Annotated in this window: 22 protein-coding genes; 13 read left to right on the top strand and 9 right to left on the bottom strand. The window is 61.9% G+C overall.

The genetic code is table 11. From position 1 onward, the window contains the following. The 8 genes from pabB to VF672_RS00645 all read right to left on the bottom strand — a co-directional run. Nucleotides 1–1336: aminodeoxychorismate synthase component I (pabB, locus tag VF672_RS00680; RefSeq protein WP_331100341.1), on the bottom strand; the 1336-nt coding region annotated here is incomplete at its 3' end. Nucleotides 1337–1397: 61 nt separating this feature from the next. Next, the gene (locus VF672_RS00675; protein WP_331100339.1) at nt 1398–2486 is read right to left on the bottom strand and encodes an ABC transporter substrate-binding protein; all 1089 of its coding nucleotides are present in this window, start codon (nt 2484–2486) and stop codon (nt 1398–1400) included. Next, nucleotides 2483–4594, bottom strand: coding sequence for a TonB-dependent receptor (locus VF672_RS00670; protein WP_331100337.1), 2112 nt, complete (start codon nt 4592–4594; stop codon nt 2483–2485). Before VF672_RS00670 ends, VF672_RS00675 begins: the two co-directional genes overlap by 4 nt. 4 nt (nt 4595–4598) lie before the next feature. Beyond that, nucleotides 4599–5366 carry an ABC transporter ATP-binding protein gene (locus VF672_RS00665; RefSeq protein ID WP_331100335.1) on the bottom strand — a complete coding sequence of 256 codons (768 nt, stop codon included), beginning with the start codon at nt 5364–5366 and terminating at the stop codon, nt 4599–4601. Continuing rightward, nucleotides 5363–6382 (bottom strand): iron ABC transporter permease, encoded by a 1020-nt coding sequence (locus VF672_RS00660; RefSeq protein WP_331100333.1) that lies wholly within the window; start codon nt 6380–6382, stop codon nt 5363–5365. Before VF672_RS00660 ends, VF672_RS00665 begins: the two co-directional genes overlap by 4 nt. Before the next feature lie 396 nt (nt 6383–6778). Next, complete coding sequence (locus VF672_RS00655; protein WP_331100344.1) at nt 6779–7747, bottom strand: alpha-L-glutamate ligase-like protein; 969 nt, start codon at nt 7745–7747, stop codon at nt 6779–6781. Beyond that, on the bottom strand, nt 7747–9297 hold the full coding sequence (locus VF672_RS00650; protein WP_331100331.1) for an inactive transglutaminase family protein: 1551 nt from the start codon (nt 9295–9297) through the stop codon (nt 7747–7749). Before VF672_RS00650 ends, VF672_RS00655 begins: the two co-directional genes overlap by 1 nt. Before the next feature lie 4 nt (nt 9298–9301). Next, a complete protein-coding gene (locus VF672_RS00645; RefSeq protein WP_331100329.1) occupies nt 9302–9850 on the bottom strand; it encodes an ATP-dependent zinc protease in 549 nt (182 codons plus the stop codon). A gap of 294 nt (nt 9851–10144) precedes the next feature. Between VF672_RS00645 and VF672_RS00640 the strand changes: the two genes are divergently transcribed. The 5 genes from VF672_RS00640 (at nt 10145) to prpF (ending at nt 16803) form a co-directional block, all read left to right on the top strand. Next, entirely contained in the window at nt 10145–10852 is a 708-nt protein-coding gene (locus tag VF672_RS00640; RefSeq protein ID WP_331100327.1) for a GntR family transcriptional regulator, read from the top strand. Then, nucleotides 10849–11739, top strand: a complete 891-nt coding sequence (gene prpB, locus VF672_RS00635) for a methylisocitrate lyase (protein ID WP_331100324.1) — start codon at nt 10849–10851, stop codon at nt 11737–11739. The genes VF672_RS00640 and prpB overlap by 4 nt, the downstream gene beginning before the upstream one ends. A 68-nt stretch (nt 11740–11807) precedes the next feature. Further along, nucleotides 11808–12935 (top strand): bifunctional 2-methylcitrate synthase/citrate synthase, encoded by a 1128-nt coding sequence (gene prpC, locus VF672_RS00630; protein ID WP_331100322.1) that lies wholly within the window; start codon nt 11808–11810, stop codon nt 12933–12935. Nucleotides 12936–12997: 62 nt separating this feature from the next. Continuing rightward, nucleotides 12998–15592: a Fe/S-dependent 2-methylisocitrate dehydratase AcnD gene (gene acnD, locus VF672_RS00625; protein WP_331100320.1), complete on the top strand. Its 2595-nt coding sequence runs from the start codon at nt 12998–13000 to the stop codon at nt 15590–15592. Nucleotides 15593–15621: 29 nt separating this feature from the next. After that, the gene (prpF, locus tag VF672_RS00620) at nt 15622–16803 is read left to right on the top strand and encodes a 2-methylaconitate cis-trans isomerase PrpF (RefSeq protein WP_331100317.1); all 1182 of its coding nucleotides are present in this window, start codon (nt 15622–15624) and stop codon (nt 16801–16803) included. A gap of 135 nt (nt 16804–16938) precedes the next feature. Here prpF and ppsR read toward each other — a convergent pair whose 3' ends face one another. Beyond that, a complete protein-coding gene (gene ppsR, locus VF672_RS00615) occupies nt 16939–17757 on the bottom strand; it encodes a posphoenolpyruvate synthetase regulatory kinase/phosphorylase PpsR (RefSeq protein ID WP_331100315.1) in 819 nt (272 codons plus the stop codon). A gap of 223 nt (nt 17758–17980) precedes the next feature. Here ppsR and ppsA point away from each other — a divergent pair, with 223 nt between their 5' ends. From ppsA to VF672_RS00575, 8 genes are all read left to right on the top strand, one after another. Then, on the top strand, nt 17981–20356 hold the full coding sequence (gene ppsA, locus VF672_RS00610; RefSeq protein WP_331100313.1) for a phosphoenolpyruvate synthase: 2376 nt from the start codon (nt 17981–17983) through the stop codon (nt 20354–20356). 169 nt (nt 20357–20525) lie between these two features. Further along, on the top strand, nt 20526–21518 hold the full coding sequence (locus VF672_RS00605) for an alpha/beta fold hydrolase (RefSeq protein WP_331100311.1): 993 nt from the start codon (nt 20526–20528) through the stop codon (nt 21516–21518). Between the two features lie 211 nt (nt 21519–21729). Then, nucleotides 21730–22218, top strand: a complete 489-nt coding sequence (rraA, locus tag VF672_RS00600; protein WP_331100309.1) for a ribonuclease E activity regulator RraA — start codon at nt 21730–21732, stop codon at nt 22216–22218. 51 nt (nt 22219–22269) lie between these two features. Next, nucleotides 22270–23265, top strand: coding sequence for a zinc transporter ZntB (locus tag VF672_RS00595; RefSeq protein WP_331100307.1), 996 nt, complete (start codon nt 22270–22272; stop codon nt 23263–23265). 86 nt (nt 23266–23351) lie between these two features. Beyond that, nucleotides 23352–23615 (top strand): CrfX protein, encoded by a 264-nt coding sequence (locus VF672_RS00590; RefSeq protein ID WP_331100305.1) that lies wholly within the window; start codon nt 23352–23354, stop codon nt 23613–23615. A 2-nt stretch (nt 23616–23617) separates the two neighbouring features. Continuing rightward, nucleotides 23618–24442: a mechanosensitive ion channel family protein gene (locus VF672_RS00585; protein ID WP_037011040.1), complete on the top strand. Its 825-nt coding sequence runs from the start codon at nt 23618–23620 to the stop codon at nt 24440–24442. An 89-nt stretch (nt 24443–24531) separates the two neighbouring features. Continuing rightward, nucleotides 24532–25122, top strand: coding sequence for an RNA polymerase sigma factor SigX (sigX, locus tag VF672_RS00580; RefSeq protein WP_122534578.1), 591 nt, complete (start codon nt 24532–24534; stop codon nt 25120–25122). 107 nt (nt 25123–25229) lie between these two features. After that, nucleotides 25230–25534 (top strand): OmpA family protein (locus VF672_RS00575; protein ID WP_331100300.1); only part of this gene is annotated, 305 nt, incomplete at its 3' end.

The raw sequence follows: 25534 nt of genomic DNA, 5'->3' as shown, positions 1-25534 counted from the left end.
CCTCAAGGGTCTCCATCAACACCCGCACTTTGGTGAAGGTTTCCTGGTATTCGGCTTCCCACCGGGAGTCGGCGACGATGCCGCCGCCGCCCCAGCAGGTGATCTGGCCTTCTTTGGCCAGCAGGCTGCGGATGGCGATGGAGCTGTCCATTTCGCCGCGCACGTCCAGGTACATCAACGACCCGCAGTACAGCGCCCGGCGACTGGGCTCCAGCTCGTCGATGATTTGCATCGCGCGGATTTTCGGCGCCCCGGTGATCGAGCCGCCCGGGAAACTGCCGGCCACCAAATCCAGTGCATCGTTACCGTCTGCCAATTCGCCCGTCACAGCGCTGACCAAGTGATGCACGTTGGGGTAACTCTCCAGGCTGAACAGCTCCGGCACTTTGACCGAACCGATCCGGCAGGTCCGGCCCAGGTCGTTGCGCAGCAAGTCGACGATCATCAGGTTCTCGGCGCGGTCTTTGTCGCTGGCCAGCAGCGCCTGAGCGAACGCGGCGTCTTCTTCGGCATCCCGCCCACGCGGGCGAGTGCCCTTGATGGGCCGGGTTTCGACCTGGCGCTGGCTGACTTTGACGAAGCGCTCAGGCGACAGACTCAACACCGCGTCGCCTTCAGCCAACCGCAGATACCCGGCGAACGGCGTAGGGCAGGCGACGCGCAGCGCCTGATACGCCGTCCACGGATCACCCACAAAGCGGGCGCGAAAGCGCTGGGCGAAATTGACCTGATAGCAATCACCCGCCTGAATGTAGGCATGGATCCGCTCGATGGCCTGTTGGTACTGATCGGCCGTGATGTCCGGCGCGAAGGGCGCTTGCAGCCCGAACGATGCGTCCGGGGGCGCCGAAGGTTGCTCGAACAGCGCGATGAGGCGTTGGCGTTCGGCGTCACCCAGCCCTGGGTGAAACATCAATTGGCTGGTCTGTTCCAGGTGATCGCTGATCAATGCCCAGGCATAAAGCCCCAGCCGCGCGGCAGACAGGTGCAGGTCATCGATGGCCTGCTGGGGCAACGGTTCGAACAGGCGGCCGAAGTCGTACGCCAGATAGCCGATCAGTCCGCCGGCGAACGGCAGCGGGCAGTGCTCCGGCAAGCCGGCATCACCCAGCCCGGTGAGTGCCTTGCGCAGGCGCTGAGTAAAGGCCGCGCCGGATTCTTGCGCCGCGGGCTGCAGGGTTTCCAGCGGCCAGGCGCTGAGCAGATCGAACCGGCCCCGGTCCGCCGCCGGGCGACCGCTGTCCAGCAGGACAGCGCCCGGCGCAGCCCGTACGCGGGAAAAGTAACCGCCAGGGTCGGCGAGGTACGGCAAGGGGTGTAAGGAACACGTTGGCATGCGAGGTGTGGATCAGTCAGTGCGCGAGGACCGGGATTGTAGTCTTCCGCCGGGTCGAGTCCTAGGGGGAGGATGCAGTCGCCGGGGGCTCGCCGTGCAAAATCCTCCGGGCATCCTCCTGCGTCAGCGCGTAATCGAAAAAACGCCGATAGAACTGCCTCGTCTGCGCCGCCATGTCCACGTCCGCAAACAACGCCGGGTGCAGCTGCTGCGCAGCCCACGCGACCTGAAGCGCGACTTCGGTGCCATAACGGTCCCACGGGAAGACCCCGGCCGGGTTGCGCAGGACGCGCCCGTTACGCACCGCGTCGAGCTGATTCAGCAGCTGCGCTTGCGTCGCCTGATCCAGATCGCCCGCGCCCGCGGCAAGAATCAGCACATCAGGCTGCCAGGCCAGCAATTGCTCCGCCGAGACGATTTGCAGGTTGCCCTTGAGTCCGGCCGCGGCATTGCGGCCACCGGCGATCGTTATCCAGTCGTCGATCAAGGTGCTGGCACCATCCACCTTCAGCGGATTGACCGACGCGATGTGCAGCACTTTGGGCCGCTGCGCCACCGGGATACCCGCCACCCTTTGGTTGACCGCGGCCAGCTGTTGATCCAGAAACGCGTTGTAGGCGAGGGCCCGCGCGTGGGGTTCAGTACCGCCAAGAGCGTCGGCGGTGTTGAGCATCGAGCGTTTCAGCCCGGCAAGGTCGGTGTAGCCCATCTGCATGACGGGCAGGCCGAGCTGTCGATAGGCCACGGCCTGACGATCCCCGAGGGCGGTGAACACCAGATCGACGTCCTCGGCGAGCAAGGTCTCGGCGTTGAATGCCGTGCCTTCGATGGCGGTGGCGTGGTTGAGCGCGGGAAGAACCCTGAACATCCACGGCTGGCTGGCGGGATGGTTGACCGTCGCGACAATCCGCGGCCCGGCGCCCAGCGTCATCAGCAGCACGTGGTGGGCGTACCAGCCATCGGCGATGCGCGCGGGTGCTACCGGGATGCTGACCTGCTGACCGCCATCGTCCTGCACCTGTCTGGATTCCCCCGGGTTGACTTGCAGGTTCTGGTCGGCATCGCTCGGATCAGCCACGGCGCCGGCACTCAGGCTCACCAGCAGCAGACTGCCCAGCAACCCACGCAGGCCGAGCGGCCGCACGTTCACAAATCCACCTGAATCGACGCCTGCACCATACGCGGCGCGGCGGGGGTGGCGCTGGCTTGTCCGGCACCGGTGTAGCCGTTCAACCCGCCCGGGACGATGTTGGTCCAGTAGCGCTCATTGGCCAGGTTGGTGACTTCGAGGCGATAGACCGTGTCGCGCTTCATCAACCGGGTGCTGTAGCTGGCGCCGGCGTCGAAGGTTTTGTAGCTGCCGACCCAGTGGTCGTTGCTGTCGTCGGTGGGGCGGGCGCTGGCGTAGCGGGCGTTCAGGTTCACCGCGAGGCCCGGAACCCGGTCGATGCGGTATTCGGTCAGCAGGCTGGCGGTGAGCCGGGACAGCCCGACGATGCGCGTGTCTTCCGTGCTCTCGTTGCCGGTGGACAGCAGCTTCGGGTCCAGCCAGGTGATACCGCCGAACAGCTTGAGGTGTTGGCTCAGGTCACCGTCGGCGAGGAACTCAACACCGCGATTGCGCTGATCACCCGCCACGGCATACAGATTATTTGGCTGCGTGTAGGCGAAGGGGCGCTTGATCTGAAACGCCGCCAGCGACAGGTTGACCCCGCGCGCGACCCATTTGCCGCCCAGCTCCCACATCCGGCTGCGATAGGGCGAAAGAATCGCCCCGGCGTTGCTGCTGCCGGCCGCGGCGCTATCGCCCTGTTGCAGGCTGTCGGCGTAGGTCAGGTAGAGCGTCAGGTCGTCCACCGGCTTATACATCACGCTGCTTGCCGTGCTGATGCCCGAGTCACGGGAGGAGGTGTGAGCCCCCGCTTGAGAATAGTTGTCGGCGGTCAGGCGACTCTGGCTGCCGCTGAGCATCAGGCTCCATTTCGGCGTGAACGTCAGGGTGTCGCCCAGCACGAACGAGCGCTGACGGGCATTGGCCGAGTGGTAACGATCAGTGAAGTCGGGGAAGGCCGGTTCGTCGAAGCCGACCGGGTTGCTCAGTGAGGCGCTGCCCAAGGTTGTCGTTCCGCCCGCCACGGGGTTGTAGTTGTCCCAGTCAAAGCCGGTGACGCCGACGGTCAGGTCATGGCGAATGCCAGCGGTGTAGACGCTGCCGTTGAGGTTGGCCAGATAGCTGTTGAGGGTGAAGCGGCTGGCGGTGGCGCTCGCCACCGAGCTGCGATACGTACCGGCGTTGTTGATCAGGGTGTTGGTGACAGCGGTGGACTCGCGGTCGGCGATCTGCCGAAGCGCGCCGATGTCGAATTTCCAGTTGCCGTCGAAGTCGTGCTTGAAATGCGCGCTGGCGGTGTCGGTGGTGTTGTTGTCGCCGGCGTAATTCTGCCCCAGGTTGCTGCGGGTCGGGTCCGGCGCGTGAGGGAGCGTCACGCCTGAAGCAACGGCGAACTTGCCGGGCAGGCCCCTGGACAGGTAGTCGTAGTGGCTGACGTTGGTTTCGATGACGCTGTCGTCACTGATCTGAAAATCCGTGGCGAGGCTGACCAGCTGCCGGCGCAACGTGCTGCCGGGGGCATAGCTGTGGCCTTGCTCGTCGGCGACGTTCAGGCGGTATTTGATCTTGCCCTCCGGGTCGAACGGGCCGCTCAGGTCGGCGGCCTTGAGCCAGGTAAGCCCCGTGCTCATGCCGAAGGTGACCCTATTGCGAGTGAAATCGGTCGGCCGTTTCGACAGCAGGTTGAACGTACCGGCCGGATTCGCCGGGCCGTACAGCGAGCCCGACAGCCCGCTCAGCACTTCGACGCCGCCGAGTTGCTCGGCCGGGTAATCGGTGGTCGACACGACATTCAGGCCGTCCAGCCGGCTGTTCTGCACCACGCTGCCCTGCAGACCCCGGGTTTGCGGCCTGGCGCCGTCGGCCTGCACGGAAGGCAGGTAGCGGATGATGTCCTTGAAGCTCTTGAGCTGCTGGCTGTCAATCAGGTCCGAGGACAGCACGCTGACGGAATAGGGCGTGTCCAGCAGCCGGCGTTCACCCATTGGCCCCAGGGTCGCCGATTTCTCCCGGGCCTGATCGGCAATCGACTGTTCGGCGCTGATGTCCAGCGGCGCCAGCGTCATCTCTTGCGCCAGGCTGACCTGTGTGAAACCGCCGAACAACAGCGGCGCGAACGCCAGGGGGATGGAAAACGATCGGGTCATGACATCACTCGGCAGGCATGAAAAAGCGGTGGCCGCCGATGTCGATCTGCTCGACGGCAACGTGATAAAGACGCGCCATGAGTGCCCGGTCGATGACATCGTGCGGGGCCCCGTCGGCGATGAGTCGGCCGTCGTGCAGGACCACCACGCGATTGGCCGAGGCAAGGGCGTGTTCAGGGCGATGGCTGCTGGAAAGAATGCTGATGCCTTGCGCGGCGAGGCGCTTGAGCAAGGCCAGCAGGCGCAACTGATGGCCGTAGTCGAGCCCGGTGACCGGCTCGTCGAGAAGGACGACGCTGGCCCGCTGGACCATGGCCCGTGCAATCAACACGAGCTGGCGCTCGCCACCGGACAGTTCGGTGTACGGCCGCTCACTCAAGTGATGGATGCCCAGGTCAGTCAAGGCCTGCTGCACATAAGCCTGATCTTCCCGGCTCGGTGCTTGGCCCAGGCCCACAGTGGGCAATCGGCCCTGGCCGACAATGTGGGCGACGCTAAACGGAAAGCTCGGCACGTGGCTTTGCGGCACGTAGGCGATCTGCCGGGACACGGCCCTGCGCTTCATTGCGCGCATCGGCTGACCGTCGATCGAGACGTCGCCAGAGTGGGGCGTCAGCAACCCCAGCAGCAACTTGATCAACGTGCTTTTTCCGGCACCGTTGGCACCCAGCAGCGCAATGTTGTCGCCGCCGGCGATGTCCAGCGAGACGTTATCGAGGATCAAGCGGTCGCCGATCCGATAGCTCAGTTGGCGGGCCTGCAAGCGGTTCATAGCCACCCCTTGCGCACGCGATGCAGCACCAGCACAAAGGCGATCGCGCCGAACAGCTCGGTGATGATGCCGAGGGGGATTTCCCCCGCCGACACACTGCGGGCGACGCCGTCGGCTACCAGCAGGAAGACCCCGCCCAGGCAGGCGCTAAGGGGCAGCAGGCGGGTATTGCCGGGGCCGACCAGCAACCGCGCCAGGTGCGGAATCAGCAGGCCGATCCACCCGACCATGCCCGCCAGACTGACGGTGAGTGCGCAGATCAGGGTGGTCAACACAATCAGGCCGCCACGAATTTTCTCGACCGGTACGCCCAGGCTCAGGGCCTCGTCGTCACTCAGCGACAGCGCATCGATGGCGCGACCGCTCAGGCACAGCAGCACGATTGCCACGCCGAGAATCGGGCCGATGATCCACAGCGCCTGGACGTCGACGGCGCTGAGGCTGCCGAGCAGCCAATAGACGATGCTCGGCAACTGGTCCAGCGGGTCGGCCAGGTACTGGGCGATGGACAGCAACGAGGTGAATAGGGCATTGGCGACAATGCCGCCGAGCACCAGCAACAGAATCGAGCGCGTCTGGAACATGTGGGCGATGCCCAGGCCGACCGCCACGGCGACGAGCCCGGTCAGGCAGCCCAGCAGCGCAATGGCCAGGTGGGACAGATGCCAGATAATGCCCAGCGCGGCGCCGAACGCACAGCCGCTCAACACGCCCAGCAAACCCGGTGACACCAGCGGGTTACGGAACACGCCCTGGTACGCCGCGCCCGAGACCGAGAGTCCGGCCCCCACCAGCACGGCCGCGATGACCCGAGGCAGGCGCGCTTCCACAATCAGGCTGTGCAGCAGGTCGTAGCGCCGCGGGGGCATGTCGCCGTTGCCCAGCGTTGTTGCGATGAACGAGCAGAGGTCGTGGACCGAGATCTGATAGCGACCCAGTAACAGCGCGCAAAAAGCCGTCAGCACCAGCGCCAACAGGCTGAGCAACAGAGGGGAATACAGCTTGGAAGGGAACATCTGTTACTCGTTGTTTCGGTATGTAAAAAACTATACAGCGATGAGCGAGGCTTCTCTAGCGGCGGGATGTCGCATGGGGTGAATCTTCATTTGTGGCTTGAGATATGCGGTGAAACGCCTGACGGATTCCCGGCTAAAGCCAGTTCCACTGACTGCGCGCGGTACCTGACGCATTCCCGGCTAAAGCCAGTCCCACTGACTGCGCGCGGTGCCTGACGCATTCCAGCTAAAGCCGGTCCCACTGACTGCGCGCGGTGCCTGACGCATTCCCGGCTAAAGCCGGTCCCACTGACTGCGCGCGGTACCTAGTGGGACCGGCTTCAGCCGGGAAGGGGCCAGAGAAAGCACCATCAAGTTTTCATGAAACACCCAATGTCGTGATCAACGAACAAAGGCTCAAACATGCCCGAAAACCCCTTGGGCAAACGCGACGCGCTCCTCCGGGCTTTCGTGGATACCTTCCGCCGCCAGCTCTTCGAGCCGCTTTTCCACCGCCACGGTCCGGTGGGTGAGCCCGCAGTCGTTGGCGATCTGGATGTTGAGCCCCGGCCTCGCGTTGAGCTCCAGGATCAGCGGCCCTCGATCCTGATCAAGGACCATGTCGACGCCGATGTAACCCAGGCCGCACAGCTCGTAGCACTCTGCCGCCAGCTTCATGAAGCCGTCCCAGTTCGGCAACTGCACACCGTCCACCGCATTGGCGGTATCCGGGTGCTTGCTGATGATGTTGTTCAGCCAGGTGCCGCGCAACGTCAGCCCGGTTGCCAGGTCGACGCCGACACCGATGGCGCCCTGATGCAGGTTGGCCTTGCCGCCCGACTGCCGGGTAGGCAGCCGCAGCATGGCCATTACCGGGTACCCCATCAGCACGATGACGCGTATATCCGGGACACCTTCATAACTGATGCTTTTGAAAATCTGGTCGGGGGTGACCCGGTATTCGATCAGCGCGCGATCGCGGTGGCCACCCAGCGAATACAGCCCGGTGAGGATGCTGGAAATCTGATGCTCGATTTCGTCGTGGCTGATGATGCGCCCCGAGACCGTGCGGAAGCGCTCTTCAAAACGGTCGGCGATGACCAGGATGCCGTCGCCGCCTGCGCCCTTGGCCGGCTTGATGACGAAATCGCTGCGTCCGCTGATGATCGTGTCCAGCGTGTCGATTTCCTTTTCGGTGGAAATGATCCCGTACAGCTCGGGCACGTGTATGCCTGCGGCGATGGCCCGCTCCTTGGTGATGATCTTGTCATCGACGATAGGGTAGAGGCTGCGCTTGTTGTACTTGAGCACGTAGTCGGCGTTACGCCGGTTGATGCCCATGATCCCCTTGGCTTCCAGCGCCTTCCAGGTTTTCCACCAGCCGATCATTTGTGCTGTTCCCGCTCGGCGTCTTCCTTGAGGAAGGCCTTGAAGCGGATCAGCTCGGTCAGCCGATAGCCGCGATAACGCCCCATGGCCAGCATGAAGCCCACCAGGATCAGCAGGATCGCCGGGAAGGTGAACACGAAGTAGATGAACTCCGGAACGCTCATGATGATGTGCGCCAGGGAAGCCGCGAACAGCGTGCCGATGGCGACTTTCATCGCATGCCCGCCGCCGCGTTCTTCCCAGGTGATCGACAGGCGTTCGATGGTCATGGTCAGGATCACCATCGGGAACAGCGCCACCGAGAGCCCGCGCTCAAGCCCCAGCTTGTGGCTGAACAGGCTGATGGCGGCGATCAGCACCACCACAAACGTCAGGACCACCGAGAGCCGAGGCAGCATTTGCAGCTTGAGGTGCTCAAGGTACGAGCGCAGGGAAAGGCCCAGCGCGGTGATGACGGTGAACAGCACGATCCCGAAGCCCAGTTGGGTCTCACGGAACGCCAGCGCGATCAGCACCGGGGTGAAAGTGCCCAGCGTCTGCAGACCGACCAGGTTGCGCAGGATCAGGATCACCAGCACGCCGATGGGGATCATCACCATGATCATGAAGGTCTGTTGCGTCTGCAGCGGCAGGCTGTACAGCGAGTATTCGAGGAAGTCGGCGTCGGTGCTCTCGTCGGTCAGTTTGGCCAGGCGAATCGCGTTCATTTCGCTGTTGTTCAGGCTGAAGTTGACCGTGGCCTTCTTGCCACCCTCGACGGAGATCAGGTTGTCGTTGCCGATCCACCAGAGCAGCCGGTCCTCGGGCAGGCCCGCCTCACCGGTCTCGGGGTTGAAATAGAGCCAGTCCTTGCCATTGAAGCTGCGCAGCCACAGTTCGGGTGACTGCGGCTGGTCAGCGACCAAGCGGATGGTGTGGACTTTCTCAACCGGCACGTGGGCAATGGACAGCAGGGTTTCGGTGATCCGCGCCTTGTTCTGCACAGAGGTGTCGCCTGCCAGCAGCAGCTTGACGTTGTCGTCGCTCAGATTGTTGACACGCTTGATGGCTTCGCTGACGAAGGTTTCGACGTCGGCGGAGTGTTGCCGGATCGGCGCGAGCAGCGCGTCGGCAGCGATTTTTTCCGGGCCCTCGACGACGATGCTGTCGCGAAAGATCGGCCCTTTGATCTTGGCCTTTTCGCCGCTGTAGCGCTTGGTCAGTACCAGCCGGTAATACAGCGTCTGATTGCCACTGGCGCGGCGCGCGGACCAGGTGACCTTGCGGTTGCCGTCGGCGCGGTTGACGTTCACGCCATAGTTGTTGGAGATAAAGCTTTCATTGAGGCTGATGTAGTCGCGCGACAGGGGCGGTACGTACATCTGCACCTTGACGCTGTCCTTCGGGTTGCCGACGAATTCGACTTTGGCGTCGATGTTCCAGAGGTCGTCGGTTTCGTCTTCGGTCACCGGAATGCCGAGCACCAGAATCTGATAAGCCGTGATGGCGATGCCCAGCGTCACGAGGGTCGCGATCAGGATCTTCAGATGGAGGGTAAGAGCGCGCATGTTATTACTCTGCGGTTTGAGCATGGGTGACGCAGGCAGGCTTGCCCGCTGCGTATTTCAGGCCTGGATCGACCAGCGCGTCGAAGTGCTTGAGGGCTTCGGAGCCAATCAAAAGCGGGTACTGGAATGCACTGCGGTCGGTCAGGTTCACTTCTATGTTGCGCAGCGCGGCGCCCATGCAGACATCCAGGCTGATGACCGGCCGGGCCGTGTATTTCTTGTCGTCATCGGCATCGATGTCGCCCGCGCGCCGTTTGATTTTGCTGACACGGGCCAGGGGGCGTTCAATGGGGTGTTCGTGCGCGTCGTCGATGGCCAGGTAAAAACGCACCCAGGATTCGCCGTTGCGCTTGAACCGCTTGATGTCGCGGGCGCTCAGGGACGCGGTTTTCGCGCCGGTGTCGAGTTTGGCGGCGACCTGCAGGTCGATGTCGGCAAGCTCGGCGTATTCGTTGAGGCCATACACGGTCTTTTCAGCGGCCAGGCACAAGCCGGGCAGAAAGAGGCCTGGCAGATAAAGGGATAAAAGGAAGAGAAGAGGGTGGCGGCTCATAAGTCCAGGCGCGATGAAGAGGTAAAGGAGCAGCTTTGACGTCGAATTGCCCTTTTGGTTTGACCCAGGGGCGCCGCGCTTGTGAATTCGCCTGCAACACGCGTGGGTTTCAGGCGGCCGGCATTCTAGCATGAAGCTTTTATGGCGCCAGCGAAGGGCGTGGCAGACGCACACTGTCGGAAGTGTCGTCACTGGCTGTCGCTATTAGACGATTGTCGACAATCAGCTATTTCGCTTTGACGAATCCTTCTCTATTCGCTAGATTTGCCGGTATTACGTCAAAAGGTGTCAACAATGTTGGGTGCCGCAGAAATCCTCCCTGCTTCGTCGTTCGATGCCGAGACCTTGTCCGAGAATGTGTTCCGCCGTATCCAGGCGGCCATCGTCAAAGGAGACATCGCGCCCGGCAGCAAGATCTCCGAGCCTGAGCTCGCGCGTACTTACGGCATCAGCCGCGGGCCCTTGCGCGAGGCCATTCACCGCCTCGAAGGCCAGCGCCTGCTGGTGCGGGTCCCCCATGTCGGTGCTCGCGTAGTCTCCCTGAGCCATGCCGAACTGGTTGAGCTCTACGAAATCCGCGAATCCCTGGAAGGCATGGCCTGTCGCCTGGCCGCGGAGCGCATGACCGCCGATGAAGTCGATGAGCTGCGTCGCGTGCTCGAAACCCACGAGCGAGACACCGCCTTTCAAGCCGGCGTCGGCTACTACCAGCAGGAAGGCGACTTCGACTTTCATTACCGGATTATCCAGGGCGCGCGCAACAGCACGCTGACCCAGATGCTGTGCGATGACCTCTACCAACTCGTGCGCATGTACCGCATTCAGTTCTCGACGACGCCCAACCGTCCGCGCCAGGCGTTCAGCGAGCACCACCGGATTCTCGACGCCATCGCCGAACGTGACGGTGAGCTGGCCGAGCTGTTGATGCGCCGCCACATCGCCGCGTCCAAACGCAACATTGAGCAGCACTTTCACGCTGCAACTGCCCGAGGTGAACAATGACCACACGATCCACTCCCGGCCAACGCTTCCGTGACGCCGTCGCCAGCGAACACCCGTTGCAAGTGGTCGGCGCAATCAACGCCAACCACGCGCTGCTGGCGCAACGTGCCGGCTTTAAGGCGATTTATCTGTCCGGCGGCGGTGTCGCAGCGGGGTCGCTGGGCGTGCCGGACCTGGGCATTACCGGCCTGGATGACGTGCTGACCGACGTGCGGCGCATCACCGATGTCTGCGACCTGCCTTTGTTGGTGGACGTCGACACCGGCTTCGGTGCCTCGGCGTTCAACGTGGCGCGCACAGTGAAGTCGATGATCAAGTTCGGCGCGGCGGCGATGCACATCGAAGACCAGGTCGGCGCAAAGCGCTGCGGTCACCGGCCCGGCAAGGAAATCGTCTCGCAGCAGGAAATGGTCGACCGGATCAAGGCGGCCGTTGATGCGCGAACCGACGACAGCTTCGTGATCATGGCGCGCACCGATGCGCTGGCGGTGGAAGGCCTGGAATCGGCCCTGGACCGCGCCGCCGCTTGCATCGAAGCGGGCGCCGACATGGTCTTTCCGGAAGCCATCACCGAGCTTGAGATGTACAAGCTGTTTGCTTCGCGGGTGAAGGCGCCAATCCTCGCCAACATCACTGAATTCGGCTCGACGCCGTTGTTCACCACCGACGAGCTGAAGTCTGCCGAAGTGGCGCTGGTGCTCTACCCGTTGTCGGCGTTCCGGGCAATGAACAAAGCTGCGGAAAACGTCTACACCGCGATTCGTCGCGACGGCACCCAGAAGAATGTCGTCGACACCATGCAGACCCGCATGGAGCTGTATGAGCGCATCGACTATCACGCGTTCGAGCAGAAGCTCGATGCGCTGTTTGCGCAGAAGAAATCGTAGAAGAGCGCTGTCGCTACGCGCACTGATGAATTGCCGATTCCCACACAATTACAAGACTGGAGACAGCAATGGCTGAAGCAAAAGTATTGAGCGGCGCCGGCCTGCGGGGCCAGGTGGCCGGGCAGACCGCGTTGTCCACCGTTGGCCAGGCCGGCGCCGGACTGACCTACCGCGGCTACGACGTGCGTGAACTCGCCGCCGACGCGCGATTCGAAGAAGTCGCGTACCTGCTGTTGTACGGTGAACTGCCGACCCAGACGCAACTCGACGGCTACCTGAAGAAGCTCCAGGGCCTGCGTGACCTGCCCCAGGCGCTGAAAGAAGTGCTGGAGCGCATTCCGCAGGACGCGCACCCCATGGACGTGATGCGCACGGGCTGCTCGATGCTCGGCAATCTCGAACCCGAAGCCGGTTTCGAGCAGCAGCTCGATTCCACCGACCGGCTGCTTGCCGCGTTCCCGGCGATCATGTGCTACTGGTACCGTTTCAGCCACGAAGGCAAGCGCATCAACTGCGTGACGGACGAGGTGTCGATCGCCGGGCACTTCCTGACATTGCTGCTGGACAAGGCGCCGAGCGAACTGCACCGCAAGGTCATGGACGTGTCGCTGATTCTCTACGCCGAGCACGAATTCAACGCCTCGACGTTCACTGCGCGGGTCTGCGCCTCCACGTTGTCGGACTTGTTTTCCTGCATCACCGCGGCCATCGGCACCCTGCGCGGGCCTCTGCATGGCGGCGCCAACGAAGCGGCCATGGAGATGATCCAGAAGTTCTCTTCGGCCGAAGACGCCGCCCAGGGCACCCTGGCGATGCTGGCGCGCAAGGACAAGATCATGGGTTTTGGCCACGCGATCTATAAGGACAACGACCCACGCAACGAGGTGATCAAGGGCTGGTCGAAAAAGCTGGCGGAGGAGGTGGGCGATACCGTGCTGTTCCCCGTGTCCGAAGCCATCGACAAGACCATGTGGGAGCAGAAGAAGCTCTTTCCTAACGCCGACTTCTACCATGCCTCGGCGTACCACTTCATGGGCATCCCGACCAAGCTGTTCACCCCGATTTTCGTCTGCTCGCGCCTGACCGGCTGGGCCTCCCACGTCTTCGAGCAGCGAGCCAACAACCGCATCATCCGACCGAGCGCCGAATACATCGGCGTCGAACAGCGCGCCTTCGTGCCCATCGAACAGCGTTGATGGGGAAAGGGGAGTTCCACGGGGCTCTCCACCCGAAACTTTTCCGTGATCGAGTCCTGACGATGAACACTGAATACCGCAAACCCCTGCCCGGCACCGCGCTGGATTACTTCGACGCCCGCGCGGCGGTCGACGCGATCAAACCCGGCGCCTACGCCACGCTGCCGTACACCTCCCGCGTGCTGGCCGAAAACCTGGTGCGCCGTTGCCACCCGACGACGTTGAAGGCTTCGCTGACGCAACTGATCGACCGCAAGCGCGATCTCGACTTTCCGTGGTTTCCGGCGCGCGTGGTCTGCCATGACATCCTCGGCCAGACCGCGCTGGTGGACCTGGCCGGGCTGCGCGACGCCATTGCCGACATGGGCGGCGACCCCGCTCAGGTCAATCCGGTGGTGCCGGTGCAACTGATCGTCGACCACTCGCTGGCCGTCGAATGCGGGGGCTACGATCCGGACGCGTTCAGCAAGAACCGCGCGATCGAAGACCGTCGCAACGAAGACCGTTTCCACTTCATCAACTGGACCAAACAGGCGTTCAAGAACGTTGAAGTGATCCCGCCCGGCAACGGCATCATGCATCAGATCAACCTGGAGCGGATGTCGCCGGTCGTGCAGGTCCTGAACGGTGTCGCCTTCCCGGATACGCTGGTCGGCACCGACAGTCACACGCCCCATGTCGACGCGCTGGGCGTGATTGCCATTGGCGTTGGCGGCCTCGAAGCCGAGAACGTCATGCTCGGTCGCGCGTCGTGGATGCGCCTGCCGGACATCATTGGCGTCGAACTGTCAGGCCGTCCGCAGCCGGGCATCACCGCCACCGACGTGGTGCTGGCCCTCACCGAATACCTGCGTCAGCAGAAGGTGGTTGGCGCGTACCTGGAGTTTTACGGCGAGGGTGCCCGTGCGCTGACCCTCGGCGACCGCGCGACCATCTCGAACATGGCTCCCGAATACGGCGCGACTGCGGCCATGTTCAGCATCGATCAACAGACCATCGACTACCTCAGGCTGACCGGTCGCGAAGACCAGCAAGTGCAACTGGTCGAGACCTTCGCCCGCCACACCGGGCTTTGGGCCGACAGCCTGGTCACCGCCGAATACGAGCGCGTGCTGCGTTTCGATCTGTCCAGCGTGGTGCGCAACATGGCGGGGCCGTCCAACCCCCACGCGCGCGTCGCGACGTCCGACCTGGCAGCCAAAGGCATTGCCGCCGCGTGGGAAGAGACACCGGGCGAAATGCCGGACGGCGCGGTCATCATCGCCGCCATCACCAGCTGCACCAATACCAGCAACCCGCGCAATGTCATCGCCGCAGGGCTGCTGGCGCGCAATGCCAACCGCCTGGGACTGACGCGCAAACCGTGGGTCAAATCATCGCTGGCGCCGGGCTCGAAAACCGTCGCGTTGTACCTCGACGAAGCGGGTCTGACCGGCGAGCTGGAGCAACTGGGTTTCGGCATCGTCGCGTTCGCCTGCACCACGTGCAACGGTATGTCCGGCGCGCTGGATCCTGTGATCCAACAGGAAATCATCGACCGCGACCTGTACGCCACGGCAGTGTTGTCCGGCAATCGCAACTTTGACGGGCGCATTCACCCTTACGCCAAGCAGGCGTTTCTGGCCTCGCCGCCGCTGGTGGTGGCCTACGCCATCGCCGGAACCATCCGTTTCGACATCGAGAAAGACGTGTTGGGCCTCGGCCCGAATGGCGAAGAAATCCGCCTGAAAGATCTGTGGCCGAGTGACGCCGAGATTGATCAGGTGGTGAAAGCCTCGGTCAAGCCGGAGCAGTTCCGCCAGGTGTACATCCCGATGTTCGCCATCCACGAAGACACCGGCCCGAAAGTCGCGCCGCTGTACGACTGGCGCCCGATGAGCACGTACATTCGCCGCCCGCCGTATTGGGAAGGCGCTCTCGCCGGTGAACGAACCCTGCGCGGCATGCGTCCGCTGGCGGTGCTGCCGGACAACATCACCACCGACCACCTGTCGCCGTCCAACGCGATCATGCTCGACAGCGCGGCCGGCGAGTATCTGGAAAAAATGGGCCTGCCCGAAGAAGACTTCAACTCCTACGCCACCCATCGCGGCGATCACCTGACGGCCCAGCGCGCCACGTTTGCCAACCCCAAGCTGTTCAATGAGATGGTGGTGGAGAACGGCAAGGTCAAGCAGGGTTCCTACGCGCGTATCGAGCCGGAAGGCCAGGTCACGCGGATGTGGGAGGCCATCGAAACCTACATGGCGCGCAAGCAGCCGCTGATCATCATTGCCGGTGCCGATTACGGCCAGGGCTCGTCTCGTGACTGGGCCGCGAAAGGTGTGCGCCTGGCCGGTGTCGAAGTCATCGTTGCCGAAGGCTTCGAACGTATTCATCGCACCAATCTGGTGGGCATGGGCGTGTTGCCGCTGGAATTCAAACCGGGCACCAACCGCCTGACCCTGGGCCTCGATGGCAGCGAAACCTACGACGTAGTGGGTTCGCGTACGCCGGGCGCCACTCTGACGCTGATCATCCAGCGCAAGAATGGCGAGCGTGTGGACGTGCCGGTGACCTGTCGCCTCGACACCGGAGAAGAAGTGTCGATCTATGAAGCCGGTGGCGTGTTGCAACGCTTCGCCCAGGACTTCCTCGAATCCTCGGCCGTCGCCTGAGCCGGCGTGTCTATATAAAAGGAGCCGTTATGGCCTCTGCAGCACAGATCAAGATCCCGGCTACCTATATGCGCGGCGGCACCAGCAAGGGCGTGTTCTTCCGCCTGGACGACTTGCCTGAGGCGGCGCGATCCCCCGGCTCGGCGCGGGATGCCTTGTTGCTGCGGGTGATCGGCAGTCCTGACCCGTACGCCAAGCAAATCGACGGCATGGGCGGGGCGACGTCGAGCACCAGCAAAACGGTCATCGTGTCGAAGAGCCACAAAGCCGATCACGACGTCGATTACCTGTTCGGCCAGGTCGCTATCGATAAGCCCTTTGTCGATTGGAGCGGCAACTGCGGCAATCTGTCGGCAGCGGTCGGCCCGTTCGCCATCAGCAATGGCCTGGTCGACCCGGCTCGCATTCCACGGAACGGCGTGGCGGTGGTGCGCATCTGGCAGGCGAACATCGGCAAAAGCATCATTGCGCATGTGCCGATGACTGACGGCGCGGTGCAGGAAACCGGCGATTTCGAACTCGACGGCGTGACCTTTCCCGCAGCGCAAGTGCAGCTGGAATTCCTCGATCCGGCAGCGGACGAGGAGGGCGCGGGCGGCTCGATGTTCCCCACCGGCAACCTGGTCGACGACCTCGAGGTGCCGGGCGTGGGGACGTTCAAGGCGACGATGATCAACGCCGGTATCCCGACCATCTTCGTCAACGCCCGCGATATCGGCTACACCGGCAGCGAATTGCAGGACGCGGTCAACAGCGACCCGAAGGCCCTGAGCGTGTTCGAAACGATTCGTGCCTATGGTGCCGTGCGCATGGGGCTGATTAGCACGATCGAGGAAGCCGCCACCCGCCAACACACGCCCAAAGTGGCGTTCGTGGCGGCACCGGCCGAGTACCTGTCTTCCAGCGGCAAGCGAGTGACGCGTGAAGACACCGATCTGCTGGTACGCGCGATGTCCATGGGCAAGCTGCACCACGCGATGATGGGCACTGCGGCGGTGGCCATTGGCACGGCGGCAGCGATTCCGGGCACGCTGGTCAACCTGGCAGCGGGCGGCGGCGAGCGCAACGCCGTGCGTTTCGGCCACCCCTCCGGCACCCTGCGCGTAGGCGCCGAGGCCTCGCTGGTTGACGGCGAATGGCACGTGAAAAAAGCCATCATGAGCCGCAGCGCGCGGGTATTGATGGAAGGATGGGTGCGGGTGCCCGGCTGAAAACTCGGTTTCATAGAGCACCGAAATCCGTAGGAGCCGGCTTGCTGGCGAATGCGGTGTGTCAGGCACGGAAAACGGTGTGTGATGAAGTCGGTTCGCCAGCAAGCCGGCTCCTACAGTTTTGAGGCTGCGCGCTTACTTGAACCGCCGCTCCACGCCTTTTTCCACCAACACCTTCGCGGAGATTTCCTCGACCGAAAAATGCGTGGAATTGATGTTCGGGATGTTCTCGCGGCGGAACAGGCTCTCGACTTCGCGCACTTCAAATTCGCACTGGGCGTAGCTGGAATAGCGGCTGTTGGGTTTGCGTTCGTGGCGGATCGCGGTGAGGCGGTCGGGGTCGATGGTCAGGCCGAACAGCTTGTCGCGGTGCAGCTTCAGCGCAGCGGGCAACTGCAGGCGCTCCATGTCGTCTTCGGTCAGCGGGTAATTGGCCGCGCGGATGCCGAATTGCATCGCCATGTACAGGCAGGTCGGGGTTTTCCCGCAACGCGACACGCCCACCAGAATGATGTCGGCCTTGTCGTAATAATGGGTTCTGGCGCCGTCGTCGTTGTCCAGCGCGAAGTTGACCGCCTCGATGCGCTCCATGTAATTGGAGTTGTGCCCGATGGAGTGGGATTTGCCCACCGAATAGGAAGAGTGTGAACTAAGCTCCAGCTCCAGCGGGGCGAGGAAGGTCGAAAAGATGTCGATCATGAAGCCGTCGGAGGTCGCGAGAATCTCGCGGATGTCCTGATTGACGATGGTGTCGAAGATGATCGGCCGGGCTTCGTCTTTCTCGGCGGCCTTGTTGATTTGCTGCACCATGGCCCGCGCCTTCTCGACGCTGTCGATGTAGGGCCTCGTGAACTTGTTGAATGTAATGTTTTCAAATTGCGCTAACAGGCTCTGGCCGAGGGTTTCGGCGGTGATGCCCGTGCCGTCGGAGATGAAAAAAGCGGATCGTTTCATTTGCGCCCCGGGGCCTTAAGCTGATGACCATTTGTGGATATGATAGGCCGGCATGCGGGCCCTGACTGGCCGCATTCTACCTGTTTTAACGATTCGGACTGTCGTGATGGACGGCCCCGATTCAACCCGTTGCGATCCAGACCACCTGTGCCAGCGTCACGACTTACCCGCGGTGCCCGCACGAAAGCATTTCCAACAATAACCGGTTAGTGGAGAGATCACCTTGGTAGAGTACGTAGTTTCCCTCGATAAGCTCGGCAAACATGATGTTGAGCATGTGGGGGGCAAGAACGCATCCCTCGGAGAGATGATCAGCAACCTGGCGGGCGCAGGCGTGTCCGTTCCCGGTGGCTTTGCCACTACAGCTCAGGCCTACCGTGATTTTCTTGAGCAAAGTGGTCTGAACGATCAGATCCATCAGGCCCTCGACGCTCTGGATGTCGACGACGTCAACGCACTGGCCAAAACCGGCGCGAAGATCCGTCAGTGGATCATGGAGGCTGAATTCCCCGAAAAGCTCAACGCCGAAATCCGCACTGCCTTCGCCGAACTCTCGGCCGGCAACCCGGACATCGCCGTTGCCGTGCGCTCTTCCGCCACCGCTGAAGATTTGCCCGACGCCTCGTTCGCCGGCCAGCAGGAAACCTTCCTGAACATCCGCGGCGTCGAAAACGTGATCCGCGCGGCGAAGGAAGTATTCGCCTCGCTGTTCAACGACCGCGCCATTTCCTACCGTGTGCACCAGGGTTTCGACCACAAGCTGGTGGCGCTGTCCGCTGGCGTGCAGCGCATGGTGCGCTCTGAAACCGGCACTGCGGGCGTCATGTTCACGCTGGACACCGAATCCGGGTTCCGCGACGTGGTCTTCATTACCGGCGCCTATGGCCTGGGCGAAACCGTCGTTCAGGGCGCGGTCAATCCTGACGAATTCTACGTTCACAAAAATACCCTTGAAGCCGGTCGCCCGGCGATCCTGCGCCGTAACCTGGGCAGCAAGGCGATCAAGATGATCTACGGCGAAGAAGCCAAGGCCGGCAAATCGGTCAAGACCATCGACGTCGAGCCGGCGGATCGCGCGCGTTTCTGCCTCAGCGATGACGAGGTCAGCAACCTGGCCCGCCAGGCCATGATCATCGAAAAGCACTACCAGTGCCCGATGGACATCGAATGGGCCAAAGACGGCGACGACGGCAAGCTGTACATCGTCCAGGCGCGTCCCGAGACGGTGAAAAGCCGCACCTCGGCCAACGTCATGGAACGTTACCTGCTGAAAGAGAAGGGCACCGTCCTGGTGGAAGGCCGTGCCATCGGCCAGCGCATCGGCGCCGGCAAGGTGCGGATCATCAAGGACGTGTCCGAGATGGACAAAGTGCAGCCCGGCGACGTGCTGGTGTCCGACATGACCGACCCGGACTGGGAACCGGTGATGAAGCGCGCCAGCGCCATCGTCACCAACCGCGGCGGGCGCACCTGCCACGCCGCGATCATTGCCCGCGAGCTGGGCATTCCGGCAGTGGTCGGTTGCGGCAACGCCACTGAACTGCTGAAGGAAGGCCAGGGCGTCACCGTGTCCTGCGCCGAGGGCGACACCGGTTACATCTTCGAAGGCGAACTGGGCTTCGACATCAAGCAGAACTCCGTCGACGCCATGCCTGAACTGCCGTTCAAGATCATGATGAACGTCGGCAACCCCGATCGCGCGTTTGATTTCGCCCAGTTGCCCAACGCCGGTATCGGTCTGGCGCGTCTGGAATTCATCATCAACCGCATGATCGGCGTTCATCCCAAAGCGCTGCTCAACTACGCCAATCTGCCCCAAGACATCAAGGACAGCGTCGACAAGCGCATTGCCGGCTATGACGACCCGGTCGGTTTCTACGTCGAGAAGCTGGTAGAAGGCATCAGCACGCTGGCCGCGGCGTTCGCGCCCAAAAAAGTCATCGTGCGCCTGTCGGACTTCAAGTCCAACGAATACGCTAACCTGATCGGCGGCAAGTTGTACGAGCCTGAAGAAGAAAACCCGATGCTGGGCTTCCGCGGCGCGTCGCGTTACATCAGCGAAAACTTCCGCGACTGCTTTGAGCTGGAGTGCCGAGCCCTCAAGCGTGTGCGCAACGAGATGGGCCTGACCAACGTCGAAATCATGGTGCCGTTCGTCCGTACCCTGGGCGAAGCGAGTCAGGTCATTGATCTGCTCGCGGAAAACGGCCTGGCCCGTGGCGAAAACGGTCTGCGCGTGATCATGATGTGCGAACTGCCTTCCAACGCGCTCATGGCCGAAGAGTTCCTGGAGTTCTTCGACGGTTTCTCCATTGGCTCCAACGACCTGACCCAGCTGACGCTGGGCCTGGATCGCGATTCCGGAATCATCGCGCACCTGTTCGACGAGCGTAATCCCGCGGTGAAGAAGCTGCTGTCCTACGCCATTCAGGCGTGCAACAAGGCGGGCAAGTACATCGGCATCTGCGGCCAGGGCCCGTCCGATCACCCGGATCTGGCGCGCTGGCTGATGGAGCAGGGCATCGAAAGCGTTTCCCTGAACCCCGATTCGGTATTGGAGACCTGGTTCTTCCTCTCCGAAGAGGACGCTCCGACCTGATGCAGATCGAGTAAGATGCGGCCCGTTTCGACGGGCCGTTCTCCCGAGAGGGCGGTTTTTGACGAATCCGCCCTTTTTTGTGGGTGATTTTCAGCGCGCCGGGAGCGTCAACCTGCTGTCCCGGCTATCTGCCAACCCCAATCCATCCAGAGCGTTCAGCAAAAGCCCCATGCAAAGCAGCAGTCATCTTTTTCCCGTGGCCCTGATCAGCGCCGAGCGTCGTGGCGACCTGACCGAGGACGTTTACCGTTTGAAGCCCGGCAACAGCCCCGATTACACCGTCGAAATCGCTGTCACCCGCCTGGGTCGGGTGGCCGCGCCGGATGCCCGCGGCGTGCCGGTTGTCCTGGTGCACGGCAGTTTCTCCAATCGACGCTTCTGGTATTCACCCAAAGGCCTTGGCCTGGGCCCCTATCTGGCCCGCGCAGGGTTTGACGTGTGGATCCCGGAAATGCGCGGGCACGGTCTGTCGGCGCGCAACAGCGCATACGCGTCCAATTGCGTCGCCGATTACGCGCGTTTCGATCTGCCGGCCATTGCCGCGTTTGTCCGCGAGCAGACGGGCGAGGCGCCTCACTGGCTCGGCCACTCTCTGGGCGGCACCACCCTGGCCGCCGCGCTGGGCGGCCAGTATTTGATGGCCGATGACGCGGCGTCAGTGGCGCTGTTCGGCAGTCAGGTGACCCGTAGCCATTGGCCGCTCAAAGTGCCGCCGCTGCAATGGGCCGCACGGCTGCTACTTAAACGCTTCGAGCACATCTCCGGTCCGCGCTTCAAGCGTGGCCCGGAGGACGAGCCAATGGGCGTGGTGCTGGAAAGCATGCGCTGGCATGGCCTGTTCGGCGGTTTCGGTCACAAGAAGGACGACTGGTGGGCGGGCTTGCAACAAGTCGCGGTCCCACTGTTGTGCGTCGCCGGGGCGGGCGATCATCAAGATCCGGCGTGGGCATGTCGCGAGCTTTTCGACCGGTTCGGCGGCGATGACAAGGCGTTTCTCGTGCTTGGCCGCGAACACGGCTTCAGCGAAGACTTCAATCACGTGTCGATGCTGGTGAGCAAAGCCGCGCAAATCCAGGTGTGGCCGCGCGTGGAGGGCTGGCTGAAGCGTGGTCTCGCGGTGGAAAAGGCTGAATCAACGCTGAACATGATGGCAACTCCTTGATTCCCGCAGGCGCAGCCATTCCGTGAACGCGCGCTTGGCGATAAGCTGCACCCTCTTCCTGCACCGGGTCTAAAACACGTGGCGACTCGTCGGTCGGGTTTTTGTTCTATATAAGGAGGCAACGCGCGTTGCGTGTCGGATGTTCAAACAAGCCGGCCATACTCGTAGCGGTCTACCCTTATCACAGAGCCTTTCCTGACAGGAGTTACCCATGCACTACATCACTCCGGACTTGTGCGACGCCTACCCTGAGCTGGTTCGGGTGGTGGAGCCGATGTTCAGCAACTTCGGCGGCCGTGATTCCTTCGGCGGCGAGATCGTCACGCTTAAATGCTTTGAAGACAACTCGCTGGTCCGCGAGCAGGCCGAGCTGGACGGGCAGGGCAAAGTATTGGTGGTTGACGGTGGAGGCTCGCTGCGTTGCGCATTGCTGGGCGACATGATCGCTGAAAAAGCGGCGAAGAATGGTTGGGAGGGCATAGTGATCTTTGGCTGTGTGCGCGATGTTGATGTCCTGGCGCAGACCGACCTCGGTGTGCAGGCATTGGCCAGCCACCCGCTGAAAACAGAAAAGCGTGGCCTGGGTGACCTGAACAAGGTGGTGACATTCGGGGGTGTGACGTTCAGACCGGGCGAATTCATCTACGCCGACAATAACGGCATCATTGTTTCGCCCAGCGCGCTGAAGATGCCGGACTGACCGGTCCTGTTATCCTTCACGCTCTGAGCTATCTACCCGGCAAGGACACGAATGTTCGACGAAACAAATGCGCAGTGGGGGTTGGTCCATGCCCTCGTATTGGACGGAAAGGGCGGGGCGCGTTCAATCCCCCGGACTGAACTGAATGACCTGCAACTGGAGCCCCACGAAAGCGTGTGGCTCCACTGGGACCGCAGCCATCCGCAAACCCAGACGTGGTTGCGCAAGACCAGCGGTCTGAGCGAGTTCGTCTGCGACCTGATGCTGGAAGAGAACACCCGACCACGGCTGCTGGCCTTGCCGGAGAACGAATTGCTGTTGTTCCTGCGCGGCGTCAACCTGAACCCTGGCGCCGAGCCGGAAGACATGGTCTCGGTGCGCATTTTTGCCGCCGCTCAGCGAGTCATTTCACTGCGCCTGCGTTCGCTGCGGGCAACGGACGAGCTGATTGCGTCATTGAATGAAGGGAAGGGCCCGAAAACAGCGTCCGAGTTGCTGCTTTATCTAGCCCAGTTTCTGACGGACAAGGTCCAGGCCGTGGTCAGCGAATTGACCGAACTGGTCGATGACATGGAAGAACGCATAGATGCCGACGAGCGGTATCTGCCCGAGCACGGCAACATGGTGCACATCCGCAGGCGCGCGGCGGGACTTCGTCGGTTTCTTGCGCCGCAGCGCGAAATATACGCCCTGCTGACGCGCAGCAAGATGCCTTGGTTCGTGGAGGACGACGCCGACTACTGGAATGAATTGAACAACAGCCTGACGCGCTATCTCGAAGAGCTGGAATTGACCCGCGAGCGCGTGGGGCTGGTGCTTGAGGCCGAAGACAGGCGCCTCAGCGAGCGCATGAACAGGACCATGTACCGGTTCGGCATCATTACCGGAATTTTCCTGCCCATGAGTTTCCTCACAGGCTTGCTGGGCATCAACGTGGGTGGCATCCCCGGGTCGGAAAACCCGTATGGATTCCTGTTTGCGTGCCTTTTGATGCTGGTGGTTGCCGTCGGGCAGATGTGGTTGTTCAAGCGATTGCGTTGGGTGTGAAGGTGAGAAATCGGAACGTGTTTGGGTGTGTCGTGTGACTCCGGCAGAATTGGCTGCGTCTTTCAGTGACATTGCGTGAGGTGCCTATGCACGACCCGTTTGAAGAATCACTGAGAGACATGCTCAACGCTTCGTCCAGCAGCCGGGACGATGATGCCGTTCTGGGCCGGGTGTTGAAGACCGCCAACCGTCAGGTGGGCGCCGGTGATCTCTTCAGTCTTCTGGGTCGTTGCTCGCAGGCCTTGATGATCGCCGTGAACAACGGCTCCGCTCACGTTTCACCTGTTTCCCGCCGCAAGGCGACACGTGCCGGTACCACGTCTACCGGCGCACAAGACAAGGCTGATTGAATATGGAATTGGATCTCTGGACGCAGAGCCTGGTTACTGCAATGACTGCGTTGTGGACCAAAGTCGCGAACTTCATCCCGAACCTGTTCGGCGCGCTGGTCGTGGTGTTGTTGGGCTTCGTGGTAGCAAAGCTGCTCGACACCTTGCTTTCGAAATTGCTGGCCAAACTCGGCCTGGATCGCCTGATGGGCGGCACCGGCCTGACAAAGCTGATCAGCCGCGCGGGCATTCAGGTGCCTATCTCCACCCTGATCGGCAAGATCGTGTACTGGTTCGTGCTCTTGATTTTTCTGGTCTCGGCGGCAGAATCGCTGGGTCTGGAGCGGGTCTCCGCCACGCTGGACATGCTGGCGCTGTACCTGCCGAAAGTGTTCGGCGCCGCGCTGGTGTTGCTGGTGGGCGTATTGCTGGCGCAGTTGGTCAACGGAATCGTGCGGGGCGCCGCCGAAGGGGTGGGCCTTGACTACTCGGCCGGCCTGGGGCGAATCGCTCAATGGCTGGTGATCATCATCAGTATCTCGGTGGCGATCAGTCAGCTGGAGGTCAAGACCGACCTGCTGAACCACGTTATCGTTATCGGATTGATTACCGTTGGTCTGGCCGTTGCATTGGCCATGGGATTGGGAAGCCGCGAAATCGCGAGCCAGATCCTTGCAGGTATTTATGTGCGTGAGTTGTATCAGGTGGGGCAACAAGTGCGTGTTGGAGAGGTCGAAGGGCAGATCGAAGAAATTGGCACGGTGAAGACCACCCTGCTGACCGAGGAAGGCGAGTTGGTGTCATTGTCCAACCGGATCCTCCTCGAGCAGCGAGTGAGCAGCCGTTGAGCCGGCGAATCTGCTAATGTATGCCGCCGCAAAACCCGGGCGATTCCCGGACGCGGCGGACATCTACCCGACTGTCGGCACAACTTGTTTTGAATAACGCTCAATCGCCCTCTCTGCGCTATGACCCACGCGAGCTCTCCGATGAGGAGCTGGTGGCGCGCTCGCACGCCGAGCTGTTTCACGTCACGCGGGCTTACGAAGAGCTGATGCGTCGTTACCAGCGGACACTTTTTAACGTCTGTGCGCGGTATCTGGGGAACGATCGCGATGCTGACGATGTCTGTCAGGAAGTGATGCTTAAGGTGTTGTATGGCTTGAAGAACTTCGAGGGTAAATCGAAGTTCAAAACCTGGCTCTACAGCATCACGTACAACGAATGCATCACGCAGTACAGGAAGGAGCGGCGAAAGCGTCGGTTGCTGGACGCTTTGAGTCTTGACCCCCTCGAGGAAGCGTCGGAAGAAAAGACGCCGAAACCAGAAGAAAAGGGCGGGCTTGATCGCTGGCTTGTGCATGTGAACCCGATCGACAGGGAGATTCTGGTGCTACGATTTGTCGCAGAGCTGGAATTTCAGGAGATCGCAGACATCATGCACATGGGCCTGAGTGCCACGAAAATGCGGTACAAGCGGGCACTTGATAAATTACGTGAGAAATTTGCAGGCGTTACCGAAACTTAACTCGGCGCAAATATCTCTAACGAGCAGGCAAGTTCTGATAGACTTGCCGACGAGTTGTCTCTCGCTTAGGGGGACTGCTTTACAATCACCAGATGGGGATTTAACGGATGAAACTGAAAAACACCTTGGGCTTGGCCATTGGTACTATTGTTGCCGCAACTTCGTTCGGCGCTCTGGCACAAGGCCAAGGCGCAGTCGAAATCGAAGGCTTCGCCAAGAAAGAACAGTTCGACAGCGCTCGTAATTTCAAAAATAACGGCAACCTGTTCGGCGGTTCTGTTGGCTACTTCCTGACCGACGACGTTGAATTGCGTCTGGGCTATGACGAAGTGCACAACGTCCGTAGCGACGATGGCAAGAACATCAAGGGCGCGAACACCGCTCTGGACGCTCTGTACCACTTCAACAACCC

The sequence above is a fragment of the Pseudomonas sp. genome, from assembly GCF_036387035.1.
In the GTDB taxonomy this organism is placed as follows: Bacteria; Pseudomonadota; Gammaproteobacteria; order Pseudomonadales; family Pseudomonadaceae; genus Aquipseudomonas.
The sequence above is the reverse complement of the archived record's forward strand: the minus strand, read 5'-3'. Positions and strand labels throughout refer to the sequence as shown.

Coding starts and splice junctions, on each gene's coding strand:
- VF672_RS00670 (WP_331100337.1), bottom strand. CDS start 4,594: ATGACCCGATCGTTTTCCATCCCCCTGGCGTTCGCGCCGCTGTTGTTC.
- VF672_RS00665 (WP_331100335.1), bottom strand. CDS start 5,366: ATGAACCGCTTGCAGGCCCGCCAACTGAGCTATCGGATCGGCGACCGC.
- VF672_RS00660 (WP_331100333.1), bottom strand. CDS start 6,382: ATGTTCCCTTCCAAGCTGTATTCCCCTCTGTTGCTCAGCCTGTTGGCG.
- VF672_RS00650 (WP_331100331.1), bottom strand. CDS start 9,297: ATGCGCGCTCTTACCCTCCATCTGAAGATCCTGATCGCGACCCTCGTG.
- VF672_RS00645 (WP_331100329.1), bottom strand. CDS start 9,850: ATGAGCCGCCACCCTCTTCTCTTCCTTTTATCCCTTTATCTGCCAGGC.
- VF672_RS00640 (WP_331100327.1), top strand. CDS start 10,145: ATGTTGGGTGCCGCAGAAATCCTCCCTGCTTCGTCGTTCGATGCCGAG.
- prpB (WP_331100324.1), top strand. CDS start 10,849: ATGACCACACGATCCACTCCCGGCCAACGCTTCCGTGACGCCGTCGCC.
- prpC (WP_331100322.1), top strand. CDS start 11,808: ATGGCTGAAGCAAAAGTATTGAGCGGCGCCGGCCTGCGGGGCCAGGTG.
- acnD (WP_331100320.1), top strand. CDS start 12,998: ATGAACACTGAATACCGCAAACCCCTGCCCGGCACCGCGCTGGATTAC.
- prpF (WP_331100317.1), top strand. CDS start 15,622: ATGGCCTCTGCAGCACAGATCAAGATCCCGGCTACCTATATGCGCGGC.
- ppsR (WP_331100315.1), bottom strand. CDS start 17,757: ATGAAACGATCCGCTTTTTTCATCTCCGACGGCACGGGCATCACCGCC.
- VF672_RS00605 (WP_331100311.1), top strand. CDS start 20,526: ATGCAAAGCAGCAGTCATCTTTTTCCCGTGGCCCTGATCAGCGCCGAG.
- rraA (WP_331100309.1), top strand. CDS start 21,730: ATGCACTACATCACTCCGGACTTGTGCGACGCCTACCCTGAGCTGGTT.
- VF672_RS00595 (WP_331100307.1), top strand. CDS start 22,270: ATGTTCGACGAAACAAATGCGCAGTGGGGGTTGGTCCATGCCCTCGTA.
- VF672_RS00590 (WP_331100305.1), top strand. CDS start 23,352: ATGCACGACCCGTTTGAAGAATCACTGAGAGACATGCTCAACGCTTCG.
- VF672_RS00585 (WP_037011040.1), top strand. CDS start 23,618: ATGGAATTGGATCTCTGGACGCAGAGCCTGGTTACTGCAATGACTGCG.